The 19,207-nt window shown below is 40.0% G+C and carries 19 protein-coding genes, 1 tRNA gene and 1 pseudogene; 7 read left to right on the top strand and 14 right to left on the bottom strand.

Annotation, left to right across the window (positions count from 1 at the left end; all coding sequences use genetic code 11):
* Positions 1-6 precede the first annotated feature (6 nt).
* The 4 genes from AN214_RS13195 to AN214_RS23315 all read left to right on the top strand — a co-directional run bounded on the left by AN214_RS13195 (position 7) and on the right by AN214_RS23315 (position 2,217).
* Positions 7-636: a bifunctional 4-hydroxy-2-oxoglutarate aldolase/2-dehydro-3-deoxy-phosphogluconate aldolase gene (locus AN214_RS13195; RefSeq protein ID WP_054980135.1), complete on the top strand. Its 630-nt coding sequence runs from the start codon at positions 7-9 to the stop codon at positions 634-636.
* Position 637: 1 nt separating this feature from the next.
* Positions 638-1,642 carry a type I glyceraldehyde-3-phosphate dehydrogenase gene (gap, locus tag AN214_RS13190; protein WP_010560259.1) on the top strand — a complete coding sequence of 335 codons (1,005 nt, stop codon included), beginning with the start codon at positions 638-640 and terminating at the stop codon, positions 1,640-1,642.
* Positions 1,643-1,721: 79 nt separating this feature from the next.
* Entirely contained in the window at positions 1,722-1,871 is a 150-nt protein-coding gene (locus AN214_RS22715) for a hypothetical protein (protein WP_161805684.1), read from the top strand.
* A 238-nt stretch (positions 1,872-2,109) separates the two neighbouring features.
* Complete coding sequence (locus tag AN214_RS23315) at positions 2,110-2,217, top strand: lipoprotein (protein ID WP_161805683.1); 108 nt, start codon at positions 2,110-2,112, stop codon at positions 2,215-2,217.
* 78 nt (positions 2,218-2,295) lie between these two features.
* On the opposite strand, the pseudogene AN214_RS13185 reads toward AN214_RS23315, so the two are convergent.
* Positions 2,296-3,653 (bottom strand): annotated as a pseudogene (locus tag AN214_RS13185) (IS1182 family transposase).
* A 726-nt stretch (positions 3,654-4,379) separates the two neighbouring features.
* Between AN214_RS13185 and AN214_RS13180 the strand changes: the two are divergent.
* The gene (locus tag AN214_RS13180; protein WP_235576753.1) at positions 4,380-5,834 is read left to right on the top strand and encodes a phosphomannomutase; all 1,455 of its coding nucleotides are present in this window, start codon (positions 4,380-4,382) and stop codon (positions 5,832-5,834) included.
* Between the two features lie 222 nt (positions 5,835-6,056).
* On the opposite strand, the gene AN214_RS13175 is transcribed toward AN214_RS13180, so the two are convergent.
* The 7 genes from AN214_RS13175 to AN214_RS13145 form a co-directional block, all read right to left on the bottom strand.
* Positions 6,057-6,998 carry a LysR family transcriptional regulator gene (locus AN214_RS13175; protein WP_054980134.1) on the bottom strand — a complete coding sequence of 314 codons (942 nt, stop codon included), beginning with the start codon at positions 6,996-6,998 and terminating at the stop codon, positions 6,057-6,059.
* Between the two features lie 65 nt (positions 6,999-7,063).
* On the bottom strand, positions 7,064-8,770 hold the full coding sequence (gene aceK, locus AN214_RS13170) for a bifunctional isocitrate dehydrogenase kinase/phosphatase (RefSeq protein ID WP_010560255.1): 1,707 nt from the start codon (positions 8,768-8,770) through the stop codon (positions 7,064-7,066).
* A gap of 20 nt (positions 8,771-8,790) precedes the next feature.
* Positions 8,791-9,432, bottom strand: coding sequence for a TIGR00730 family Rossman fold protein (locus tag AN214_RS13165; protein ID WP_054980133.1), 642 nt, complete (start codon positions 9,430-9,432; stop codon positions 8,791-8,793).
* Positions 9,429-10,541: a hypothetical protein gene (locus tag AN214_RS13160; protein WP_054980132.1), complete on the bottom strand. Its 1,113-nt coding sequence runs from the start codon at positions 10,539-10,541 to the stop codon at positions 9,429-9,431. Before AN214_RS13160 ends, AN214_RS13165 begins: the two co-directional genes overlap by 4 nt.
* A gap of 164 nt (positions 10,542-10,705) precedes the next feature.
* A tRNA-Val gene (locus AN214_RS13155) sits at positions 10,706-10,782 on the bottom strand.
* A gap of 182 nt (positions 10,783-10,964) precedes the next feature.
* Complete coding sequence (locus AN214_RS13150; protein ID WP_054980131.1) at positions 10,965-11,978, bottom strand: DUF3080 family protein; 1,014 nt, start codon at positions 11,976-11,978, stop codon at positions 10,965-10,967.
* Positions 11,950-13,305, bottom strand: a complete 1,356-nt coding sequence (locus AN214_RS13145) for an MATE family efflux transporter (protein ID WP_054980130.1) — start codon at positions 13,303-13,305, stop codon at positions 11,950-11,952. Before AN214_RS13145 ends, AN214_RS13150 begins: the two co-directional genes overlap by 29 nt.
* A gap of 66 nt (positions 13,306-13,371) precedes the next feature.
* On the opposite strand from AN214_RS13145, the gene AN214_RS13140 reads away from it, so the two are divergent.
* On the top strand, positions 13,372-14,001 hold the full coding sequence (locus AN214_RS13140) for a riboflavin synthase (RefSeq protein ID WP_054980129.1): 630 nt from the start codon (positions 13,372-13,374) through the stop codon (positions 13,999-14,001).
* Between the two features lie 15 nt (positions 14,002-14,016).
* Here the strand turns inward: AN214_RS13140 and AN214_RS13135 are convergent, their stop codons facing one another.
* Positions 14,017-14,220 (bottom strand): CPXCG motif-containing cysteine-rich protein, encoded by a 204-nt coding sequence (locus AN214_RS13135; protein ID WP_054980128.1) that lies wholly within the window; start codon positions 14,218-14,220, stop codon positions 14,017-14,019.
* Between the two features lie 60 nt (positions 14,221-14,280).
* Positions 14,281-15,156: a fructosamine kinase family protein gene (locus AN214_RS13130; RefSeq protein WP_054980127.1), complete on the bottom strand. Its 876-nt coding sequence runs from the start codon at positions 15,154-15,156 to the stop codon at positions 14,281-14,283.
* A 211-nt stretch (positions 15,157-15,367) separates the two neighbouring features.
* Here AN214_RS13130 and AN214_RS13125 point away from each other — a divergent pair, with 211 nt between their 5' ends.
* The gene (locus AN214_RS13125) at positions 15,368-16,072 is read left to right on the top strand and encodes a hypothetical protein (RefSeq protein WP_054980126.1); all 705 of its coding nucleotides are present in this window, start codon (positions 15,368-15,370) and stop codon (positions 16,070-16,072) included.
* Between the two features lie 95 nt (positions 16,073-16,167).
* On the opposite strand, the gene AN214_RS13120 is transcribed toward AN214_RS13125, so the two are convergent.
* The 4 genes from AN214_RS13120 to cobT form a co-directional block, all read right to left on the bottom strand.
* Complete coding sequence (locus tag AN214_RS13120; protein WP_054980125.1) at positions 16,168-16,518, bottom strand: DUF3718 domain-containing protein; 351 nt, start codon at positions 16,516-16,518, stop codon at positions 16,168-16,170.
* 246 nt (positions 16,519-16,764) lie between these two features.
* Positions 16,765-17,361 (bottom strand): cob(I)yrinic acid a,c-diamide adenosyltransferase, encoded by a 597-nt coding sequence (gene cobO, locus AN214_RS13115; protein WP_054980124.1) that lies wholly within the window; start codon positions 17,359-17,361, stop codon positions 16,765-16,767.
* 2 nt (positions 17,362-17,363) lie between these two features.
* Positions 17,364-18,131, bottom strand: coding sequence for an adenosylcobinamide-GDP ribazoletransferase (gene cobS, locus AN214_RS13110; RefSeq protein ID WP_054980123.1), 768 nt, complete (start codon positions 18,129-18,131; stop codon positions 17,364-17,366).
* Complete coding sequence (cobT, locus tag AN214_RS13105) at positions 18,131-19,144, bottom strand: nicotinate-nucleotide--dimethylbenzimidazole phosphoribosyltransferase (RefSeq protein WP_054980122.1); 1,014 nt, start codon at positions 19,142-19,144, stop codon at positions 18,131-18,133. Before cobT ends, cobS begins: the two co-directional genes overlap by 1 nt.
* Between the last annotated feature and the right edge of the window lie 63 nt (positions 19,145-19,207).

The following is a 19,207-nucleotide window of genomic DNA, read 5'->3' as shown; positions in this document are numbered from 1 at the left end:
GTAAAAATGAGTATTGAAAAAATTCTTCAAGCAGCACCGGTAGTCCCTGTTGTTGTTATTAATAACCTTGAAGATGCAGTGCCACTTGCAAAGGCATTGTACAACGGTGGTTTGCGCGCATTAGAGATTACCCTGCGTACACCTGTAGCGGTAGAAGCAATTAAACAAATTAAACACGCATTGCCAGAAGCGTACGTTGGTACAGGCACTGTAATAGATAAAGCAACATTTAACGCATCAATTGAAGCGGGCGCTGATTTTATGGTGAGCCCTGGTGTTAACGATGAGTTGTTAGCGCTTGCCAGTGAAACTGATGTGCCATTTTTACCAGGTGCCGCAACACCAAGTGAAGTGATGCAGCTGGCAGCAAAAGGCTTTGGCTTTTTAAAGTTTTTCCCAGCAGAAGCCGCCGGTGGTGTGCCAATGTTGAAGTCAATTTTTGGTCCACTACCACATGTTAAGTTTTGCCCAACTGGCGGTGTAAGCCTTGCCAGTGCGCCTAACTATCTAGCACTACCGAATGTAGAGTGTGTAGGTGGTACTTGGATGTTAGATAAAGAATTAATCGCAAATAAAGACTGGCAAGCAATCGAAGAGTTAGCGCGCCAAGCAAGTAAAGTGAATGAGGGTGAATAAGATGATCAGAGTAGCTATTAACGGTTATGGCCGTATTGGACGCAACGTATTACGCGCGCTTTATGAGTCAAATCGCGAACAAGAAATTAAAATTGTTGCAATTAACGACTTAGCACCAGCTAACGTAAATGCACACCTTACACAGTACGATTCAGTGCATGGTACGTTTGGTAAAAAAGTAACGCTTGCTGAAAACACACTGGTTATCGATAACGACGAAATTGCATTAGTGCAAGAGCGCGATCCTGCGAACTTGCCTTGGGCTGATTTAGCAGTCGACATTGTACTTGAATGTACTGGTCTTTTCACATCACGTGACGCGGCAGCAAAGCACATTGAAGCGGGTGCAAAACGTGTAATCGTATCTGCGCCAGGCACAGATATGGACGCAACGGTTGTGCACGGTGTTAACTCAGATGTATTAAACGCTGATAGCATTATTATTTCAAATGCGTCGTGTACAACTAACTGTTTAGCGCCTGTTGCTAAAGCGCTTAACGATACTATTGGTATTGAGCAAGGCAGCATGACAACAATTCATGCTTACACTAACGACCAAAACCTATCGGACGTGTACCACAGCGATTTATACCGTGCACGTAGTGCAACACAAAGCATGATCCCAACTAAAACCGGCGCAGCAAAAGCAGTAGGCTTAGTATTACCTGAGCTTGCTGGTAAGCTAGACGGCATGGCGGTACGTGTACCAACTATCAATGTATCACTTGTGGATTTAACCTTTGTTGCTAAGCGTGACACGACAGCTGAAGAAGTAAACGCAGCGGTTAAAGCAGCAGCTGAAGGTGCAATGGCAGAAGTACTTGAGTACAACGAAGCACCACTTGTATCAATTGATTTTAACCACAACCCAGCGTCTTCAGTATTCGATGCAACGCAAACTAAGGTTGATGGTAAATTAGTTAAAGTAATGGCTTGGTACGATAACGAGTGGGGTTTCTCAAACCGCATGCTCGACCAAGTAACAGCATTAGGTAAGTTTTTATAATTTGCTCTACCGACTAAGTAAAAACGGCTGCATCTGCAGCCGTTTTTGTTTTACAATGCTAAAAAACAAAGGATTGTTTATGAGTTTAGCATCACACCCTGCGACATGGTCGCACTCAATTGCCAAGTCTAAATTTCGCGTTATCGCATTTTCACTTCTTCATTTTGCTTTACTGTTTTTTGCCCTTTGGCTGTTTTTTGCCCTTTGGCTGATGTTTGACCAAATGTAACTTGAGCAGGATATTAAGGCACTTACGTTTACTGATTTACTTAGTTCGAGCAGCTTAGTGTTATTTATTGGTGGGTTTTATCCGTGTTTCTATCTGTATGCCATTTATCGTTTACTTGAAGCGAATGCGTCAGACTCTAAGTTATAAAAGTCTTATGGTCACTGTAAGCTTGTTATAAAATGCGCATTATCACCTAATTTTATTTACGTTTATTTTGTTTTAGTTTTTGTGAGGGAATATGAAAAAATCATTGTTGGTTATTTTTGCTTTATTATTTTTAAGTGCATGTAGGGACCGCAGACTGTGTAAAACAAATTTTTCTTTAATGTTGTTTGCTGTTAGTTAGAAATCTTCGAAGAAGATTTCGTTCGAGTTATTTTTTGTGGTGAGCATACTTTTCTGTATGCGAGCGAAGTTATTAATTCTATAACTCCATTATTGCTTTCTTTAAGTCCTGAACACCCATAATCGATATCATTCGCTTCATATTATAAGCCAGAACATGGAGATTCATTTCGGTACTCACGTTTTTGAACTGTCGGGTCAAGAAATGCGTTGCTCCCATTCACATTTTGATGGTTCCGAATGGGTGCTCTATTTTTTTTTACGGATAACGGGCGTCTCTCGTGCATGGTCGAGCCGTTCTAGCATGGCTTCGGTTTCTGCTTCTTGGATCCGACGTTTTATGCGCCTTGGAGCTCGTTTGGATGTGGTACGCTGACTCCGTATTTTGCAATCGCGACAAGCGATATGATTGAAGTAAGTCTCTAAGTGCAATCCACCTTCAAATACTTGCATACGGTTTTGCATTTCTTCACCAGCAGGACAAATATACACACCCTTTTCAGGGTCATATTTAAAGCGAGAGAGATTGAAAATGCTTTTTTACTTGAAGCTGATGTGTCTGTTTTCGGCATATGTGGATTGGCTCCTAAATCGAGCGAGGCTTTCACATTTTTACGACTGTAATAACCTTTATCAGCCATCACTGTAATATCTGTTTGGTTTAAAGCCTGTTGAGTTAATTTTGTTAACCTCGCTAACTCACCTCTATCCATCGTGGTAAACAATTAAGTGATGCTTTATGTCTACTGCACTTTGAATGTTGTAACAAACTTGACGCTCCATGTTTTTAGTTTTGAGCAATCTGGCATCTGGGTTGGTTAGTGATAGTTGTTTGTCTGGGTGAGCTTCTACGACTTTTTTGATTCCCTGTAAGTCACCTAAGCGCTTTTGTAGCCAAGCCAGCTCATCTTTCATGACTTGCAATTTTTTTCTCTGGCACTTCGTCACTATCAACGTCATCTAATTGCTTGAGGTACTTTTCTATACTGGCCTCAACCCGTTCGGTATGGCCTTTAGCTTTTTGTGGCGTAAAGTTGTTTGGCTTACTGTTCACGGCTTTAAACTAGCGCCATCAATCGTTACTTTACCTTTACTGAATATACCCATTTCTCGGCATATAGTGACAACAAGCTTGTTTAATGCCTTGGGCATTGTCACGCCTGAAGTCAGCTATGGTTTTGAAATCAGGCGTTAAGCACTAAAATAACCGCATAAGTTCGATATTTCTATTGGCTTCGTTTCCTAATCTTCTCGATGACTGAACACGATTAAGATACCCCTAAATATATAGTTTTAAAATGGTGGCTGGGTGATAGCCAGGACGGCCAGTTTGTTTAGCAACAACGCTATTAAACCCCATTTGCTCAAAATTGAGTTTATCTAAAAACACGTCAATAACGCGAACTTGGTTATTTCAACAATGAAGTCATTCAGAATTTCAGGAAATAGCGTGGCTTGAGTACGGCTTTGCCCCTATATATGGTTAGACATAATTAGCTAATATCTAACATTAACTTGCTGATTATTATATCAATTAAGACAACTATTAATTAGACTTATTGATCATAAGTAGCGAGTGCTTAGAGCAAAAGGTGATCAGAGTTTTCACACAGCTTGAACCGTTGCCAGACGATAGGTTATCGTATGCCGGTGAGTAAAGAAATGTATTTTATAATCTTACCTGACGGCATAGTTTCTGTTAAGCGTCTAAAGGACGTTGGTGGCACTGAAGTTAATGGACACCACCCTACAGAAATCAACTATAAAGTCATCACGATTTATGGGGAAAACCCACCAAATGTTTAATAATGATTGAGCTAAGTAGTGTTCATCAAGCTTATTAATTCCTTTGGCCACAATACTGTGTAATTACTTAATTAAAATCATTTGTTAATAGCCATTTAAACGTATAATTTATGATCGAAAAGAGAGACGAGTTCCACACAAGAATATACAAAAAAAGCTATTTTAAAGACGTTATATCAACTAAAATGAGCTTGTGTATTACCCTCATTAAAAATCAAAATAAACTTTAATTAACAATTGCTTGTTTTTTTGGAGTGCGCTCAAAAAAGCATTGCTAAGACCTCAATTTATACTGACTTAAATTTGATTTAACCAAAAGTAAATTCGAGTATAATAAAAACTTTAATTGCTTATCATATGATACAAGAAACCAAATTTTTTAACGAGCACGAAATGAACTCTTCAAAATCAATAATTCAAAAATCAGGAATATCTTTTGGCACTAGTGGGGCTAGGGGGCTCGTATCTGACTTTACTCCTGAAGTTTGCGCTGCATTCGCTTTATCATTCACGCGCGTGATGCAGAGGTTTTATAAATTTAATAGGGTAGCGATAGCGATTGATAATCGTCCTAGCAGTTATCAAATGGCCCAAGCTATAAGTGGAGGGCTTGAGCAAATCAATGTAGAATCAGAGTTTTATGGAGTTATTCCTACCCCCGCCCTAGCGTACTTTGCGATGCAAGAAAATATTCCATGCATAATGGTAACCGGTAGTCATATCCCTTTCGACCGTAATGGCTTAAAGTTTTATCGACCGGAAGGAGAAATAACTAAGGCGGATGAGAGCTTAATTTTATGCGAAGATGTGCCAATGAAAGCTTTAAATTCGTTGCCAAAACTTAATGTTTTACCTGAAGCTAAATATGCTTACATTATGCGAAATGTAACCCCATTTTCAAAAAACACTTTGACAGGAAAACGTATTGGTATATACGAACACTCAAGTGCTGGGCGTGATATTTACAGGGAAATATTTGAACAACTCGGCGCTGAAGTGATATCACTGGGGCGCAGCGATATGTTTATTCCAATTGATACAGAGGCGGTATCAGAATTAGATAAGGAAAAAGCGCTAGATTGGGTTCGGGAATATAATCTGGATGCACTGTTCTCAACTGATGGAGATGGTGACAGACCTCTTTTGTCAGATGAAAAGGGTGAGTGGTTAAAAGGGGATACGTTAGGTATTCTATGCTCTAAATTATTAAAGATAAAAGCGATCTCAACACCAATAAGTTGTAATACCGCTATAGAAAGAAGCGGAGTCTTCGAAATTGTGATACGAACCAAAATTGGTTCTCCCTATGTAATTGCAGAATTTGATAAACTAACTCGTGACTATTGCTCCGTAGCTGGTTTTGAAGCTAACGGAGGGTATTTACTGGCTAGTGAAGTCGAGTTTAATCAAACAAAAATTAAGCCGCTGCCAACTAGGGATGCAGTCCTACCAGCTATTATAGTTCTTAGTCAGTTGTTTGATGAAAGTTTATCCTCGTTAGTATCTAAGTTACCTCATCGATTTACTTCTAGTGACCGTATTAAAAACTTTTCTCGAGAACGCAGCTCGAAGCTAATAGAAAATATAAAACAGTCTTCTAGTTGGTTAGAAAAATTGGGACTTAATGAAACTTTACTCAGTCTTGAACATACTGATGGAATACGTATGACCTTTGAGAATGATTTAATTGTTCACCTCCGCCCTTCAGGTAATGCGCCTGAATTAAGGTGTTATGTTGAATCCGACAATCAAAACGAAGCAAACTTTTATGTTCAAAAAGTTTTAAATAATGCTACGCGTTTTTGTGTTTAGTAAAAACTAACTATCGCACATTAGCTTCGATTCTACTTGGAATTACGTTCTACATTATATGGACAGAGAGTGAAGATGAGCCGTTTGAATAAACGTTCTATTCTCTATCCATGTATAATGTTAATTAGCAGCGACTTTGATTACATTAATTTAGTGTTGAGTCACATGTAATTTGTTACTATAAAAACTACTAAGTTAAAGTTGAACAAAAGTTTAATGATATTAATTAGCGAGCGTTTCTGCTACATCGGCAATTTGTTGGCGCAGCCAAATATGGCTTGCATCACGGTGTAACAATGGACTCCAAATCATATCGAGTTCGAACGGTGGAATAGGGAATGGCGGTTCGACTATTTTTAGCGCATTATCACTTTCATAAATTTTAGCTACTTTGGTTGGTAGCGTGGCTATTAGATTTTGTGCTTTGGCAAGGTGGATAGCCACATGGTAATTACGAGTGAATGAGGCAATATTGCGGTGTTTACCAAAATGAGCAAGTGCTTCGTCAACCCAGCCAAGTTTTTGTACATCGGCAGGGTCCATGCCCACACCCACACCAAAACCTGTTTTACTTACCCAAATATGACGGGCTTTTAAGTATGCATCTAAGCTGTAGTTTTCTAACACCGGATTATTGGCGTTCACCACGCACGAAAAACTGTCTTTCCATATACGCTTTTGGTGAAACGATTGCGGTAAATTATCAAACCGGTTAATCGCCATATCCACTTTGCCATTCTCTACATCGTGAAAGGTAACATCACTTGGCGTAACAATATCGAGTGTTGTATCAGGGGCTAAGGATTGTAAGCGGCTTAATAACATAGGTGCTAGGGTGCTTGCAGCGTAGTCGCTGGCCATGATACGAAACACGCGATTGCTGCTTGCTGGCTCGAAATCGCGGTTAGGCTGCAGTGTTTCTTCAAGCGTTAATAATACACCGCGGATCACAGGTTGTAGTTCTTTAGCGCGCTCGGTCGGTACCATACCGTCACTGGTTCTTACTAATATTGGGTCGTTTAACAGTGCTCGCAGGCGTTTTAAACCGTTACTCATAGCGGGTTGTGTAATGTTTAACTGATTCGCGGCACGCGTCACATTACATTCTCTTAGCAGGGTATCTAAATACACCAACAGATTTAAATCGACTTTACTAATATTCATTTTATTTATGTGGCTAAAGCATTTTATAGAAGACTTTAATAAACGAATGAATAAATAACAAGGTGTTATCGTAATTTAAATCTTAGACTTTCGGGGTAAGGGTAAATATCTGTACTTATGCCTTGTTTTATTTTTTGTTGTTCATCGCGCCAAAAACTTGCGGTACTGAGCTCAGGATGCTGGTCGAGCAGCAAGGCTTTAATATGTGGATCTGTGGTAACAAACGTGGTGAGTTGCTCAATAAAAACATCTTGAGGTGCAACTGAGTAGGCATCGGGGTAATCAAAATAACCGTCAGATTTAGGTAAATCGCGAAAATTCATATCAGTTAAATACTGCACTTCATCATAATCATAGAAAATAACGCGTTTGTGCTTAGTTACACCAAAGTTCTTTAACAGCATATCACCTGGGAAAATGTTGGCCGACATCATCTCTTTAAGTGCTTGGCCATATTCGCCCATCACATGGCGTTTATCTTGTTCGTTTGCATCTTGTAAAAACAAATTAAGCGGTGTCATACGCCTTTCAATGTAAAGATGCTTAATAATTAATAAGTCACCGTCAAATTCGAGTGAACCAGCAATTGATTTCTTAAGCCGGTTTAACAAAGGCTCTGGAAAGCGAGAAATTGGGAAGGCAACGTCTGAAAATTCAATGGTATCGGCCATGCGTCCGACTTTATCGTGCTGTTTTACTAATTGATATCGTTCAAGTACGGTGCGCCTGCCAAAGGGTTTACCATCACCAAATTTATCGCGAATAACTTTAAATACGTACGGGAAAGTAGGGTGGGTAAATACTTCCATAACCATGCCTGGAGTGCCTGCGGCTACTTCGAAATCTTCTTTGCATGAGGCTAGATGGTTTAAAAATTCGCGATAAAACTCACTTTTACCTTGTTTATGAAAACCAATAGCGTTGTATAGCTCAGCGGGTGTGCGGTTTGGCATAAGCTGATTTAAAAAGCTTACAACGCCAGACGGCGAGCGAGTATTGACCATAAAGTACGCCCGAGCAAAGCCAAACACCACACGCATTTGGATTGAGTTTGTTAGCACGGCATCAATATACAGTCCTTTATTTTTTTTGTGTAAAATAGGAATAATAAACGGCTGTACGCCGTTTTTGCTGACAATACGGCCGACAATGTAAGCTGCTTTGTTGCGATAAAACGGTGCTTTTAAGATATCAAAGCGCATTTGGTGGTTGCGCGAGTTTACATTAGGTGCTTGTTTTACAAAGGCCTTAACAATATTTTTAATATCTGATTCAAGGTCGATAAACGGTGCTTTTAAGTCGAATTGAGCGAATATTTGTTTAATGGTGGGCAAAAGGCCATCGACGACAGGAAAAAAGCTTTTGTATTCTTCTTCAACCGGAACCAGTGGCGCGGTTAAAGTACTTTCAACAAAAATAAAATCGTTATTAAAATATTTGCGGTGGTATAAACGGCAAAATACCGAGTTAAAAAAGGTTTCAGCCAGCTCGGCTTGCGGGTGAAAGCTCAGTAAATCGGTGTACTCGGCTTTCGTGGCAAGCCATAATTCGGTATCAATATGTGAGGCATCAATGCGGCGTTTTAACTTTTCAATACATTCATTTACGCGCTTGTCGTAGTAACTAATACGTTCAGCGCTAATGCGTTGCATTGATTGCCAATCGGCATTGGCAAAATGCACTTGAGCTTGCGAGGTTAGTCCTTGGAACAACGAATAGTGATGGCTAAACCCTTTTAAAATTAAGTTAGCAATAACCTGGCTCAACTGCATTTTTATATCCTTTATTGTTATTATGGGTGTTGACGACCTCGAGCGTGTTTAACAATAATCGCCACCGCTTCTTCGATATCATCGGTTACAGTGAACAACGAAAAGTCACTTTGGTCAATCAATCCTTTTTTAACTAGCTGTGCTTGCATCCAATCAACCAGCCCTTGCCAAAACTCTGAGCCAAATAGCACGATAGGCATTTTTGAAATGCGGCCAGTTTGCAGTAAAGTAAGTGATTCAAATGTTTCATCGAGTGTACCAAAGCCACCAGGCATACAAATATAGCCCATAGAGTATTTTAAAAACATTACTTTACGGGTAAAAAAATAGCGAAAATCAAGAGGTTGATTTTGGTATGGGTTAGGCACTTGTTCGTGTGGCAGTTCAATGTTAAGGCCGATGCTTTTGCCGTTTGTTGCACCGCGATTAGCCGCTTCCATGATCCCAGGGCCACCGCCAGAAATTACTGCAAACCCTTCATCGACAAAGCGTTTGGCAATATCGACGGTTGCTTGATAGTATTCATCACTTTGCTCTAAGCGTGCTGAACCAAAAATTGAGACAGCTGGACCTGTATCTGATAATTTATCAAATCCATCGGCAAATTCACTGATAATACGAAACATGCGCCATGATTCGTCACCCTTTAAATCATCGATCATTGTGCATCTCCTTTTAATACCATAAACCATGCGTCAATATAATCCGGCATATGTCGGTTTGCATCGTAATAGGCGTTAATGCCTGGGTAACTGCCCGCTAAATAGTCTAGCTGATACAAGTTATTTTCAAATGCGCCACCGGTATCGGCCATCACTGCCATGCGGTATTCGCTATGACTTTTAAAATCAAATTGCGCAAAAACTAATGCGCCCAGCCCGAATTGATAAATATCTCCTGCAAACGTTACTTCAGGTAATACTTCAATTTTATGATCAGCGTCTTTACCATAGCCTAAAATGCCATTCACTTGTTTAAAGTACCAGTAACGATTTTGTAAATATGGCTTAATTGCACGGTCGTAGCCAATGCCGTTATTGCGATGCACATTGTAAACACGCTGCTGCCCGCTAACATCAACGACGATAGTGCCTTGTAAAAGTGCTGACTCTAAATCTTCTCGTGACAAATAAACCAGCGGTTTTGCAAGTTTATTGGCGTCTATCACACCATCTAAAATAGCTTGTTTACCGTATTTGAATCGCGTTAGGTGTTTTTGTGTATTTGCGTCTTCTAGCGATAGATGTTTTTCATCAAACGGTAGTGCATAGAGTGGAAACGGTGTTTCGCTTGTTTTGCTGTCACTGCCGCTCGCTAAATGCACATAGTATTTTGTCATTAATACTTTATCTGCGGTGAGATTTTTAAGTAATGGTTTTTTGTTACTTAGCTTTTTTGCATGTTTTGTGTCTGAACTAATACGATAGAAATCATAATGCTTTGTTAGAAAATCAAAACTTGTAAGCTGATGAGTCTTATTCATATCATCGTGTTTGGCAAATTCACACAATGATTTAAGCGTTCGTTCGATATCTTTCTCTGTAATACCAAATTGTGCAAGTTTATTTGCATGGATCACAGCAGGGTCGTATTCGTTACCCAGTGCTCGATAGGCAAGGGTATTATTTGCAACCTGACAAAGCTTATCGCTATCAGTATTAATTTTAAGGCTTGTTGGCGGCGTTTGTTTGCTAATTGAAAAAGAATTTGCGAACAGGTGAGTTGAGTATATAGCGCAAACTAGAAAAGAAATTAGAACATTAAACTTCATTTAAACATCAATAAGTAAGCTAAGTGATAGATGCCAGTTTACTGATTTCAAAAGTGAGAAGCTAGAAAAACGGATAGATGCTGAAGCCAATAGAAGAAATTTAATAACGTAGAATAAAATTAGATATAAAGAATTATTACACGAGAAGATATTTTGGAAGTAAATGGTGGGTCTGAGTGAATTCGAATCACCGACCTCCACGATGTCAACGTGGCGCTCTAACCAACTGAGCTACAGACCCTCTATTTATGGTTCGCATTCTACATAGAATTTTTTGTTGCACAAGCAGAATTTTCACCAAAGGCGTTTAACTGATGGATTTATATGCAGTTTGCTGTGTTCTTTTATATTCATGTTAGATGGAGTTAGGTATTGGGCGTGAGTCTAAGACGACGCCAACTCAACCACAAAAGAACATCGGGCTTAGCCTGGTTGAATGTTGCAGCGTTTATACAGTTGTTGCCACCAAGTAACATGCGCTACTGAATAGTGTTTTAGGCTGTTATCGAGCGAAAGCGGGTGAATTTTTAAATCACTCTCGTAAGGCTGTTGGTACTGGTTTTGCCAAAGGCCAAGTAATGCTGGCTTTATTTGCATATATTCCTGCAAAAGATCGTTGTGATAGCCTTGAATTTTACTGCCATAGAATTTGCTAAAAATATTTGTGAGTACGGTGGCGCTTTGATTGTTATGTCCGGTTTTACAAATGTCGCTAAATGATACAGATTCGAGCGCTTTATTTTGCTGCTGTAGTATAAAAATCTGCTCGTACAACGCACGTAATAAACTTGGTAAATAGTTGTTTTTAAATAGTGTTGCTAAATGTGCTTCTAATTCAGCGGTGTTTATTTGGTTAAATTCTTGATTTACCAAGGCGCTTTTAACGCTCGCTAAATAATTTAAGGTATTGAGCGTGTGTTGCTTTTGCGTTTGGTTAACATCAAGCAGAGAATAAGATACAGGTAAATAAAGCGAGGCAAGTTGCTTATCTAAAAACAGCATCTTGTCCCAATAGGCAAACAGCAAATCAGCTTTTTGTTGTTTTACTTTGTTGAGCTGCTTTGTAAGCTCAGTGTCGTCAAGTGTTGCAACACAATTAGGCACCATTTGGATAAAACGCACGTTATATACAAACTCGCTGCTTGGACCGCTGACTTTCCCCAGCTGAGAATTGCGCTCAGCAATCAATTGACCTAATTGGCAGTGCTGTAACTTATTAAGTTGTAGAATGCCAATAGTGCTAGCATCGATGTTGGAAAAGGTTGGTACAACCAACTTTTTACTGTCTTGATAGGGGCTAAGCTCGGGTAACGTGAGCTGGGTATTTAAGCGTGTGTGGTACTCTAAATTAATCTCGCTAGGTACCTTTGAGCACCCAGCAAGTATTAAAATAATTAAGGCTGTTGTACTAAGCGTTATTAAATGGCGCGTTAGCAAGGCGTTTCCTCACGGTATAAATTAATAAAATTGCTGCGGTTGATAATCCAACAATAATGCCGAGCCAAAATCCCTCTGGTCCCATAGGCTCAACGATTAAATCAGTTAATGCTAATACGTAACCTAAACTAAAACCGATTAACCAATAGGAAATAAACGTAATATACGAAATAGGCGCGGTATACTTTAAGCCACGTAAAATACCGGTTGCGGCAACTTGCAGCGCATCGGGTAATTGATAAAAACACGCCAGAATTAAAATCGCGCTAGCGAGGGCAATAACTTCGCTATTATCACTATAAACACTACCAATCACGCTGCGTGATAAGAAAGTAATGAGCGCCACTAGCGTTGAAATCATCAGTGCTAATAACAAACTAGTTGATACGGTACTTTTTACTGCGGCATAGTTTTTTTGTCCGGTAAGATTGCCAACACGAATGCAAATGGCGAGCGCTAGGCTCAGTGGAATCATAAATAATACCGTTGATACACTTGCTGCAACTTGGTGACCTGATACTGCAATTGCCCCAAGCGGTGCAATAAAAAGTGGAATACAGGCAAATAACGTTACTTCAAAAAAGTGTGCAAGCGCAATGGGTGTGCCAAGCTTGGTAATCGTAAGTTGCGTGGCAAAGTGTGGTTTAATTGCACGAGAAAATAAAAAACGACCTTTCAAGCGTTTTGAGTACAGCATATAAATAAACAAACTGAACGCCATTGACCAATACACAATAGCCGTCGCGATTCCGCAGCCAGCACTGCCGTAGGCGTCGATACCGAATTTACCGTGAATGAAGATATAGTTGGCGGGAATATTAATTGCTAAGCCAATTGCGGCAATGTAAACCGCGGGCTTGGTGTATGCCATACCTTCGCAGACACAGCGAAGTACATTGTAAATTAAAAAGCCCAGTAAGCCCCATTTCACATAGCTAATATAACCAAGGGCAAGACCTGCGACTTCAGGTTCCATTTTGATATAAGAAAGCGGAACATCAACAAAGAATATGAGTGCTAAACCAAGTGCTGCAAGCACCAAAGCTAAGTAGAACCCTTGATACATATCATGGCGAATCGCAAATAACTTCTTCGCCCCAAAGTTTTGCGCCACCATACCCGTTAAAGCCAATAATACACCCAGTAGTGTCAGTAAAACTGGGTTCCAAATACCTAACGCAATGGCAAGCGCTGCTAAATCATAGGCACTTACTTGGCCCGCCATTACGGTATCCACAACGCCCATTAAAATCATGGTAACTTGGGCAATAAAAACAGGGATAGCCAAGCGAAGAATAAATCTCGCTTCAAAAACATTAAAGGACATACTTGCGCATTCTAGCAAAATAAGGAAAATCATAGTTTACTGAATGTAGAGATAGATAGGAATTAAATGTTTACTGGTATTGTACAAACAAAGGCGTCGGTGGTATCTGTTTCCAAAAGTGGTGAAATTATGCGCCTAGTTTTGTCTACTCCCAACGCATATTTAAATCATTTGGACATTGGTGCGAGTATTTCAATCAATGGTTGTTGCCTTACTGTGGTGGAATACGAACTCGGACATAAAGACGTAGTTGGCCAAGTGCATTTTGATGTGATCGACGAATCCTTGAAGCTCACCAACTTAGGTAAATTAAAACAAGGTGAAAAAGTAAACTTTGAACGTTCGGTTACCTTTGGTACTGAGTTGGGCGGACATATCGTCTCTGGGCATATCCATACCGTTGCAAAGCTTACGCGTATTGAACGTGAGCAAGATAACTGCGCAATGTTTCTGTCGTTACCGGAAAAATGGCTCAAATACATTAACTACAAAGGCTTTATCAGTGTAAACGGCTGCAGCTTAACGGTTGGCGAGGTCACTCACAACGGATTTTACCTACACCTAATTCCAGAAACGCTAGAAGTAACCAATTTGGGCCTTGCACACATTGGTAGCGAATTTAATATCGAGGTGGACCAACAAACCTATACTATCGTTGAAACCATCGAACGTTATATGAAAGCGAAAGGTCTCTAATTGCTGCCGAAAGGTTTAAAAAACCTGTTCGTCATCACTGTCGACACTGAGTTCCACTTTGTTGTAAATCCTATCTATGTGCATATTTAAATGGATAGGATTGCAACAGGCTGCACAGTCTTCGTAGTATTCTTGGTCGCCGAGTGTTGTATCAAGTTCTACATCGACATGATTGCCACAATGCGGGCAAGTGATCCGTTGAAATTTATGGTCTCTCATAGCAGTTTCCAACAATAAAGACACTTGTTAAAGTGTAGTCGAAAACCTTAATTTTACCCGCTAGTCTAGACCATATCGTTGCTGGATTTTAACAACTTGCATATGCGCATCTTCAATATATTGATTACCAAAAATATTTCCATGATTAAGCACGTGGTACAAGTTATAAATATGCTTTCGTTCTTGGTAAGTTTTGGGCAGTGGATAGGTATCTTGATAGCCAACATAAAAATCATAGTGAAATTTGCCAAACAGCTCGGTCATGGCAATATCGGCTTCGCGGTCGCCATAGTAGCATGCTGGGTCAAACACGCTCGGTTTGTGTTGGCAAAAGCCTACATTGCCTCGCCATAAATCACCATGCAGTAATGATGGCTGACAATGATGGGTATGTAGTATTTGCTTTATTAAATCGACAAAGCGGTCAATATCCACCAAATGAACGTGTTTTTCCGCCAGCAGTTGCAGTTGAAAACCAATTCGCTGTTCGGCAAAAAAGGTATCCCATTTTTTATGCCACTCATTGGGCTGCGCTGTTAAACCAATGTAGTTATCTAAATCAAAGCCAAACATTTGTTGTTGATGTTTTTTATGAAGTTCAGCTAATGTCACACCAAAGTGATACCAATCAGTTTCGTTGCCGTCATCTAAATCAAGCCATTCAATTACATGGTAGGCAAACTCATTACTTTGACCGATAAGCAGCGAATCGGCAACGTAAAAAGTGCTTTCTTTGGTAAGGGTGTTTAAACCAATGCGTTCTTGTTCAAAGTTATCGAGTTTGTCTTTACTTGCGACTTTAACAAAAAAACTCTGCTTATCATCCGAAAGTTTATAAAGCAAATCATCTCCAGAGTTCGACAGTTGAATTTTGTTCGATATAGCGAGGTTACAATGTAGAGTTTTTGACAGTTCGGTGATTAGGGCATTCCACATAATTAAGTCCTTCGCAGCGATTTAGTTTGCTAGTGGCGCAAGTACACAGTTGAGCAACAAACTAACTATAGTCAAGGCTCGTTATTTTTGAGCACCGTTTACAAAAAAGCACATAAAATAAGAAGAAATTCGGCTTTTTGCCCTTGCTTCTAGCCAAACCCAAACTTTAAAATAGCGGCGATTTGGGTTTAGCTGGAATTTGGAGGGTTAGTTGAACAAGCACGCTATCACCAATCTTGTCGCTGTGGTGTTAACAGTGACGGGTTTTATATTGTCTTTACCGTGGTTACTTAGCATTGGTTTATTTGCGTTATCAGGTGCGCTAACAAACTGGCTTGCTGTGCACATGTTATTTGAAAAAGTACCCGGTCTTTACGGTTCGGGTGTTATTCCAAATCAGTTTGAACAGATTAAATTAGCCATTAAGCGCTTATTTATGTCGCAGTTCTTTACTCAAGAAAATATTAATAAGCTAATGTCAGCAGAGCTGGATAATAGCGAGAATGGCATTGATTTCACGCCGATCATTGAAAATACCGATTTAAACCCAGCGTTTGACTCGTTGGTAGATGTGGTTGAAAACTCGCAATTTGGCGCGATGCTTGGCATGTTTGGTGGTACAGCAGTACTTGAACCAATGAAACAGCCATTTATTGAAAAAATGCAGTCATCGCTTATTGAGATCAGTAGCTCTGAAGTATTCCATAAAACTGTGCAAGCACAGCTAACCTCTAACACCAGTGCAGAAAAGCTCCAATCAAAAATTGAAGCGATCATTGAGGCGCGTTTAACCGAGTTAACGCCTGAACTTGTAAAAGAACTTATTCAAAACCTTATTAAAGAGCACCTAGGCTGGTTGGTTGTTTGGGGTGGGGTATTCGGTGGTTTATTTGGCTTACTTTCTCATTTTATTTAAAGTCGGCTATCCCTTAAAGAGCATTACGTAAAAACGGAGGCTGAGCCTCCGTTTTCTTGTTCTATTTCCTTCATTATCCAAACACCATGTTAAGGTTACTTGCTGCCTGAAACATAGATGATTTGTTTTTTCGTCATTGCTAAGTCTTGAATACTGGTTGATGTTTTAACATCTAAATTCATATAGTTGCCAGTGCGATTTAGCCCATACACGCTGGCGAATTTTGTTAATGACATATCATTACAGGTTAGTTTGTCATCAATCTGAAATTTTCTTACACGATTTTCCTTAATCGCTTTTTTCATTTCTAATGGTTTGTTTGATGCAAAAGCAATACAAAGCTCAGTACCTGGCGAATTATCTGCCGCGACAAATTGTGTATCTGCAGATGCGTTTACTGAAGCGAAAAGGGTGGTGCTAATAAGTGCTGCTGCTAAAACTTTCATGTTAAATTCCTCATTACAACATTAATTAAAGTAAGTGTTCACGTTTTCAATTGAACGTACTTATATAGTCGCTGAAACTCGAAAAAATGCTGTTAACCTAACGTGACAGGGTGTAAAAGAGTATTTCAAATGTGTCACTAGCGCATAAAAAACGCCACTTTTCATGGCGTTAATATGTGACATTTGCAACAAATAGATGAAATTATTTTTCATTGCTGAAGTAATTACACTTCGCTTTGTGTGAGTTTACCAATCGATGCCTTTACGCGCTTTAACGCCGTTGTCAAAGGCATGTTTGACATTACGTACTTCAGAGACAGTATCAGCGAGCTCTTCTAGTTTGCGGTGTGCAGCGCGACCGGTCACAATAACGGATTGCTCTTTTGGGCGGTTAGCAATCGCCATTAACACATCATCAAGGTCAATATAGTCGTAATTAATCATATAGGTGATTTCATCAAGTACGACCAAATCTATGGTGTCATCTGATAAACACTGTTTGATGTCTTGCCACACAGCTTGCGCAGCTTGCGTGTCTGATTCTCGGTTTTGCGTTTCCCAAGTGAAGCCTGTCGACATAACAAAAAAGGTGGCGCCGGCATTTTCAAGTAAATTGCGCTCACCGCATTCCCAACCACCTTTAACAAATTGTGCTACGGCGGCCTTTTGCCCATGACCTACTGCTCGTGCAACCGTGCCAAATGCACTGGTCGACTTTCCTTTACCATTACCCGTGATAACGAGAAATAGCCCTTTCTCTATGGTTGCTTTGGCAACTTTTTCATCGACCGCTTTTTTGATTTTTTCTTGACGTTTTTGATGTTGTTCAAATTTATCTGACATTGTTATTCCAAAAATAATAATACTAGGCAATATATCAACACTTCGAAGATTTGCTGAGCCGCGCCCAAACAATCTCCGGTATAGCCATTAATGTGTTTTTTAAACCAAGCGATAAGTACGCTGCGAACCGCGAAACAGGTCACAATGAGTGCTACTAGCTGTAGTAAACTCATGCCATACAAAAATAATACAGCACATAGTACACAAAAGGTAAGCCATAAACGGTTCCGAGCGCTGCTTGGCAAGTGTTTGGCAATTGGTTTTACTTTGCTCGTGGTGTCTTCTGTGACATAGGGGCATGTGCCTATAATACTGGTGGCAAATGTACGGCTTATACCATGTGCCGCGATTAATGCCATGACAATATGACTTGTTGCAACGAGGGTTTGATACTTGATTGCAAACAGTGAAATCAGAGCAAGTGTACCATAGGTACCAAGGCGCGAGTCTTTCATTATCTCTAACTTTTTATGGGTTTCGAATGCACCGCCAAAGCCATCGGCAACATCTGCTAGGCCATCTTCATGAAATCCGCCCGTAAGTAATAAACCAATTATTATTACCAGCACAACCGATACGCTAATTGGCAACACTGATTGCAAAAGGTAAACACATAGCCCGAGTAAACCCCCAATGAATACGCCAACTAGTGGAAAATAACCAGACGCCTTGTTGAGTTTGTCATCACTGTAGTCTTCTATATGAATGGGAATACGCGTTAAAAAGCTGAGCGCTAGTTTAAATAACGCGATTTCATGCTGTAACTTCATTACAAGGAAATTCCCAAATCTTCAAAACTGGCCATCTCATTATAAAAGTTAACTGCGGCTTCAATTAACCCTAGGCAAAGTGCAGCGCCAGTGCCTTCACCCAGTCTTAAAGAAAGATCAAGCAATGGCTCTACCGCTAATATTTCTAAAACTAGGCCATGAGCGGACTCGTTTGATTTATGGGCAAATACTAAATTAGTTTTAATACTTGGGTTGATTGCTAGGGCAACGGCCGCTGCGCTCGTTACAATAAATCCGTCAACCAATATCAATTTGTTGTGTTTAGAGGCTTCCAGCATAGTAAAGGCCATGGTAGCAATTTCAAAACTACCTAGCTGGCGCAAAATTTCGAGCGGTTGGTCGCTGTCTACACGGTTAACCGCCTTAATTATAAGTGAACGTTTGTTGTTAAGTTGTTGCTGGTCAATGCCAGTGCCATGCCCAACCACATTCTCTACTGGTAGCTTAAATAGTTTTGCAAATATAGCACTTGCTGGGCTGGTATTACCGATCCCCATTTCGCCAAAGCCTATAAGGTTAGTGTCTAGCTGTTGTAGCAGCTTTTCACTATGCAAGCGTGCTTTATCTAACTGTGTTTCCGTTAAAGCAGGCTCTACGCTAATATCACCACAAATATTACCTAAGCGAGCACTTATTAAACTATTATGCGTTGGTAATTGGGTCTGAATACCGCAATCCACAACCTTTAATTGCCAATTTGTAGACTTTATAAAGCTATTGATTGCTGCTTGTCCGTTTAAAAAGCAACTCACCATCAGTGTAGTAACGTCACTTGGGGCAATGCTGATATTGTGTTTAGCTATACCATGGTCGCCAGCAAATACAAGTAAAGTGGGGTTTAGAAGAGATAATGAATTTGCACTACTTTGGGTAAGTTGTATCGTAGCAATTTGCGCTGCAAGTTGTTCTATTTTACCTAGTGAGCCTAACGGTTTAATCTTACCGTTAATGGTGTTTTGAATTGTGTCGGCAATATTGTTGCTGGTAGACATCTGGATTTCCAAATATTTTTTAGTTATTGTGCGTGACAAACCCAGCAGTAACAAGGGCTTTTG

It is taken from the genome of Pseudoalteromonas sp. P1-9, assembly GCF_001399975.1.
Classification (GTDB): Bacteria; Pseudomonadota; Gammaproteobacteria; order Enterobacterales; family Alteromonadaceae; genus Pseudoalteromonas.
The sequence above is the reverse complement of the archived record's forward strand: the minus strand, read 5'-3'. Positions and strand labels throughout refer to the sequence as shown.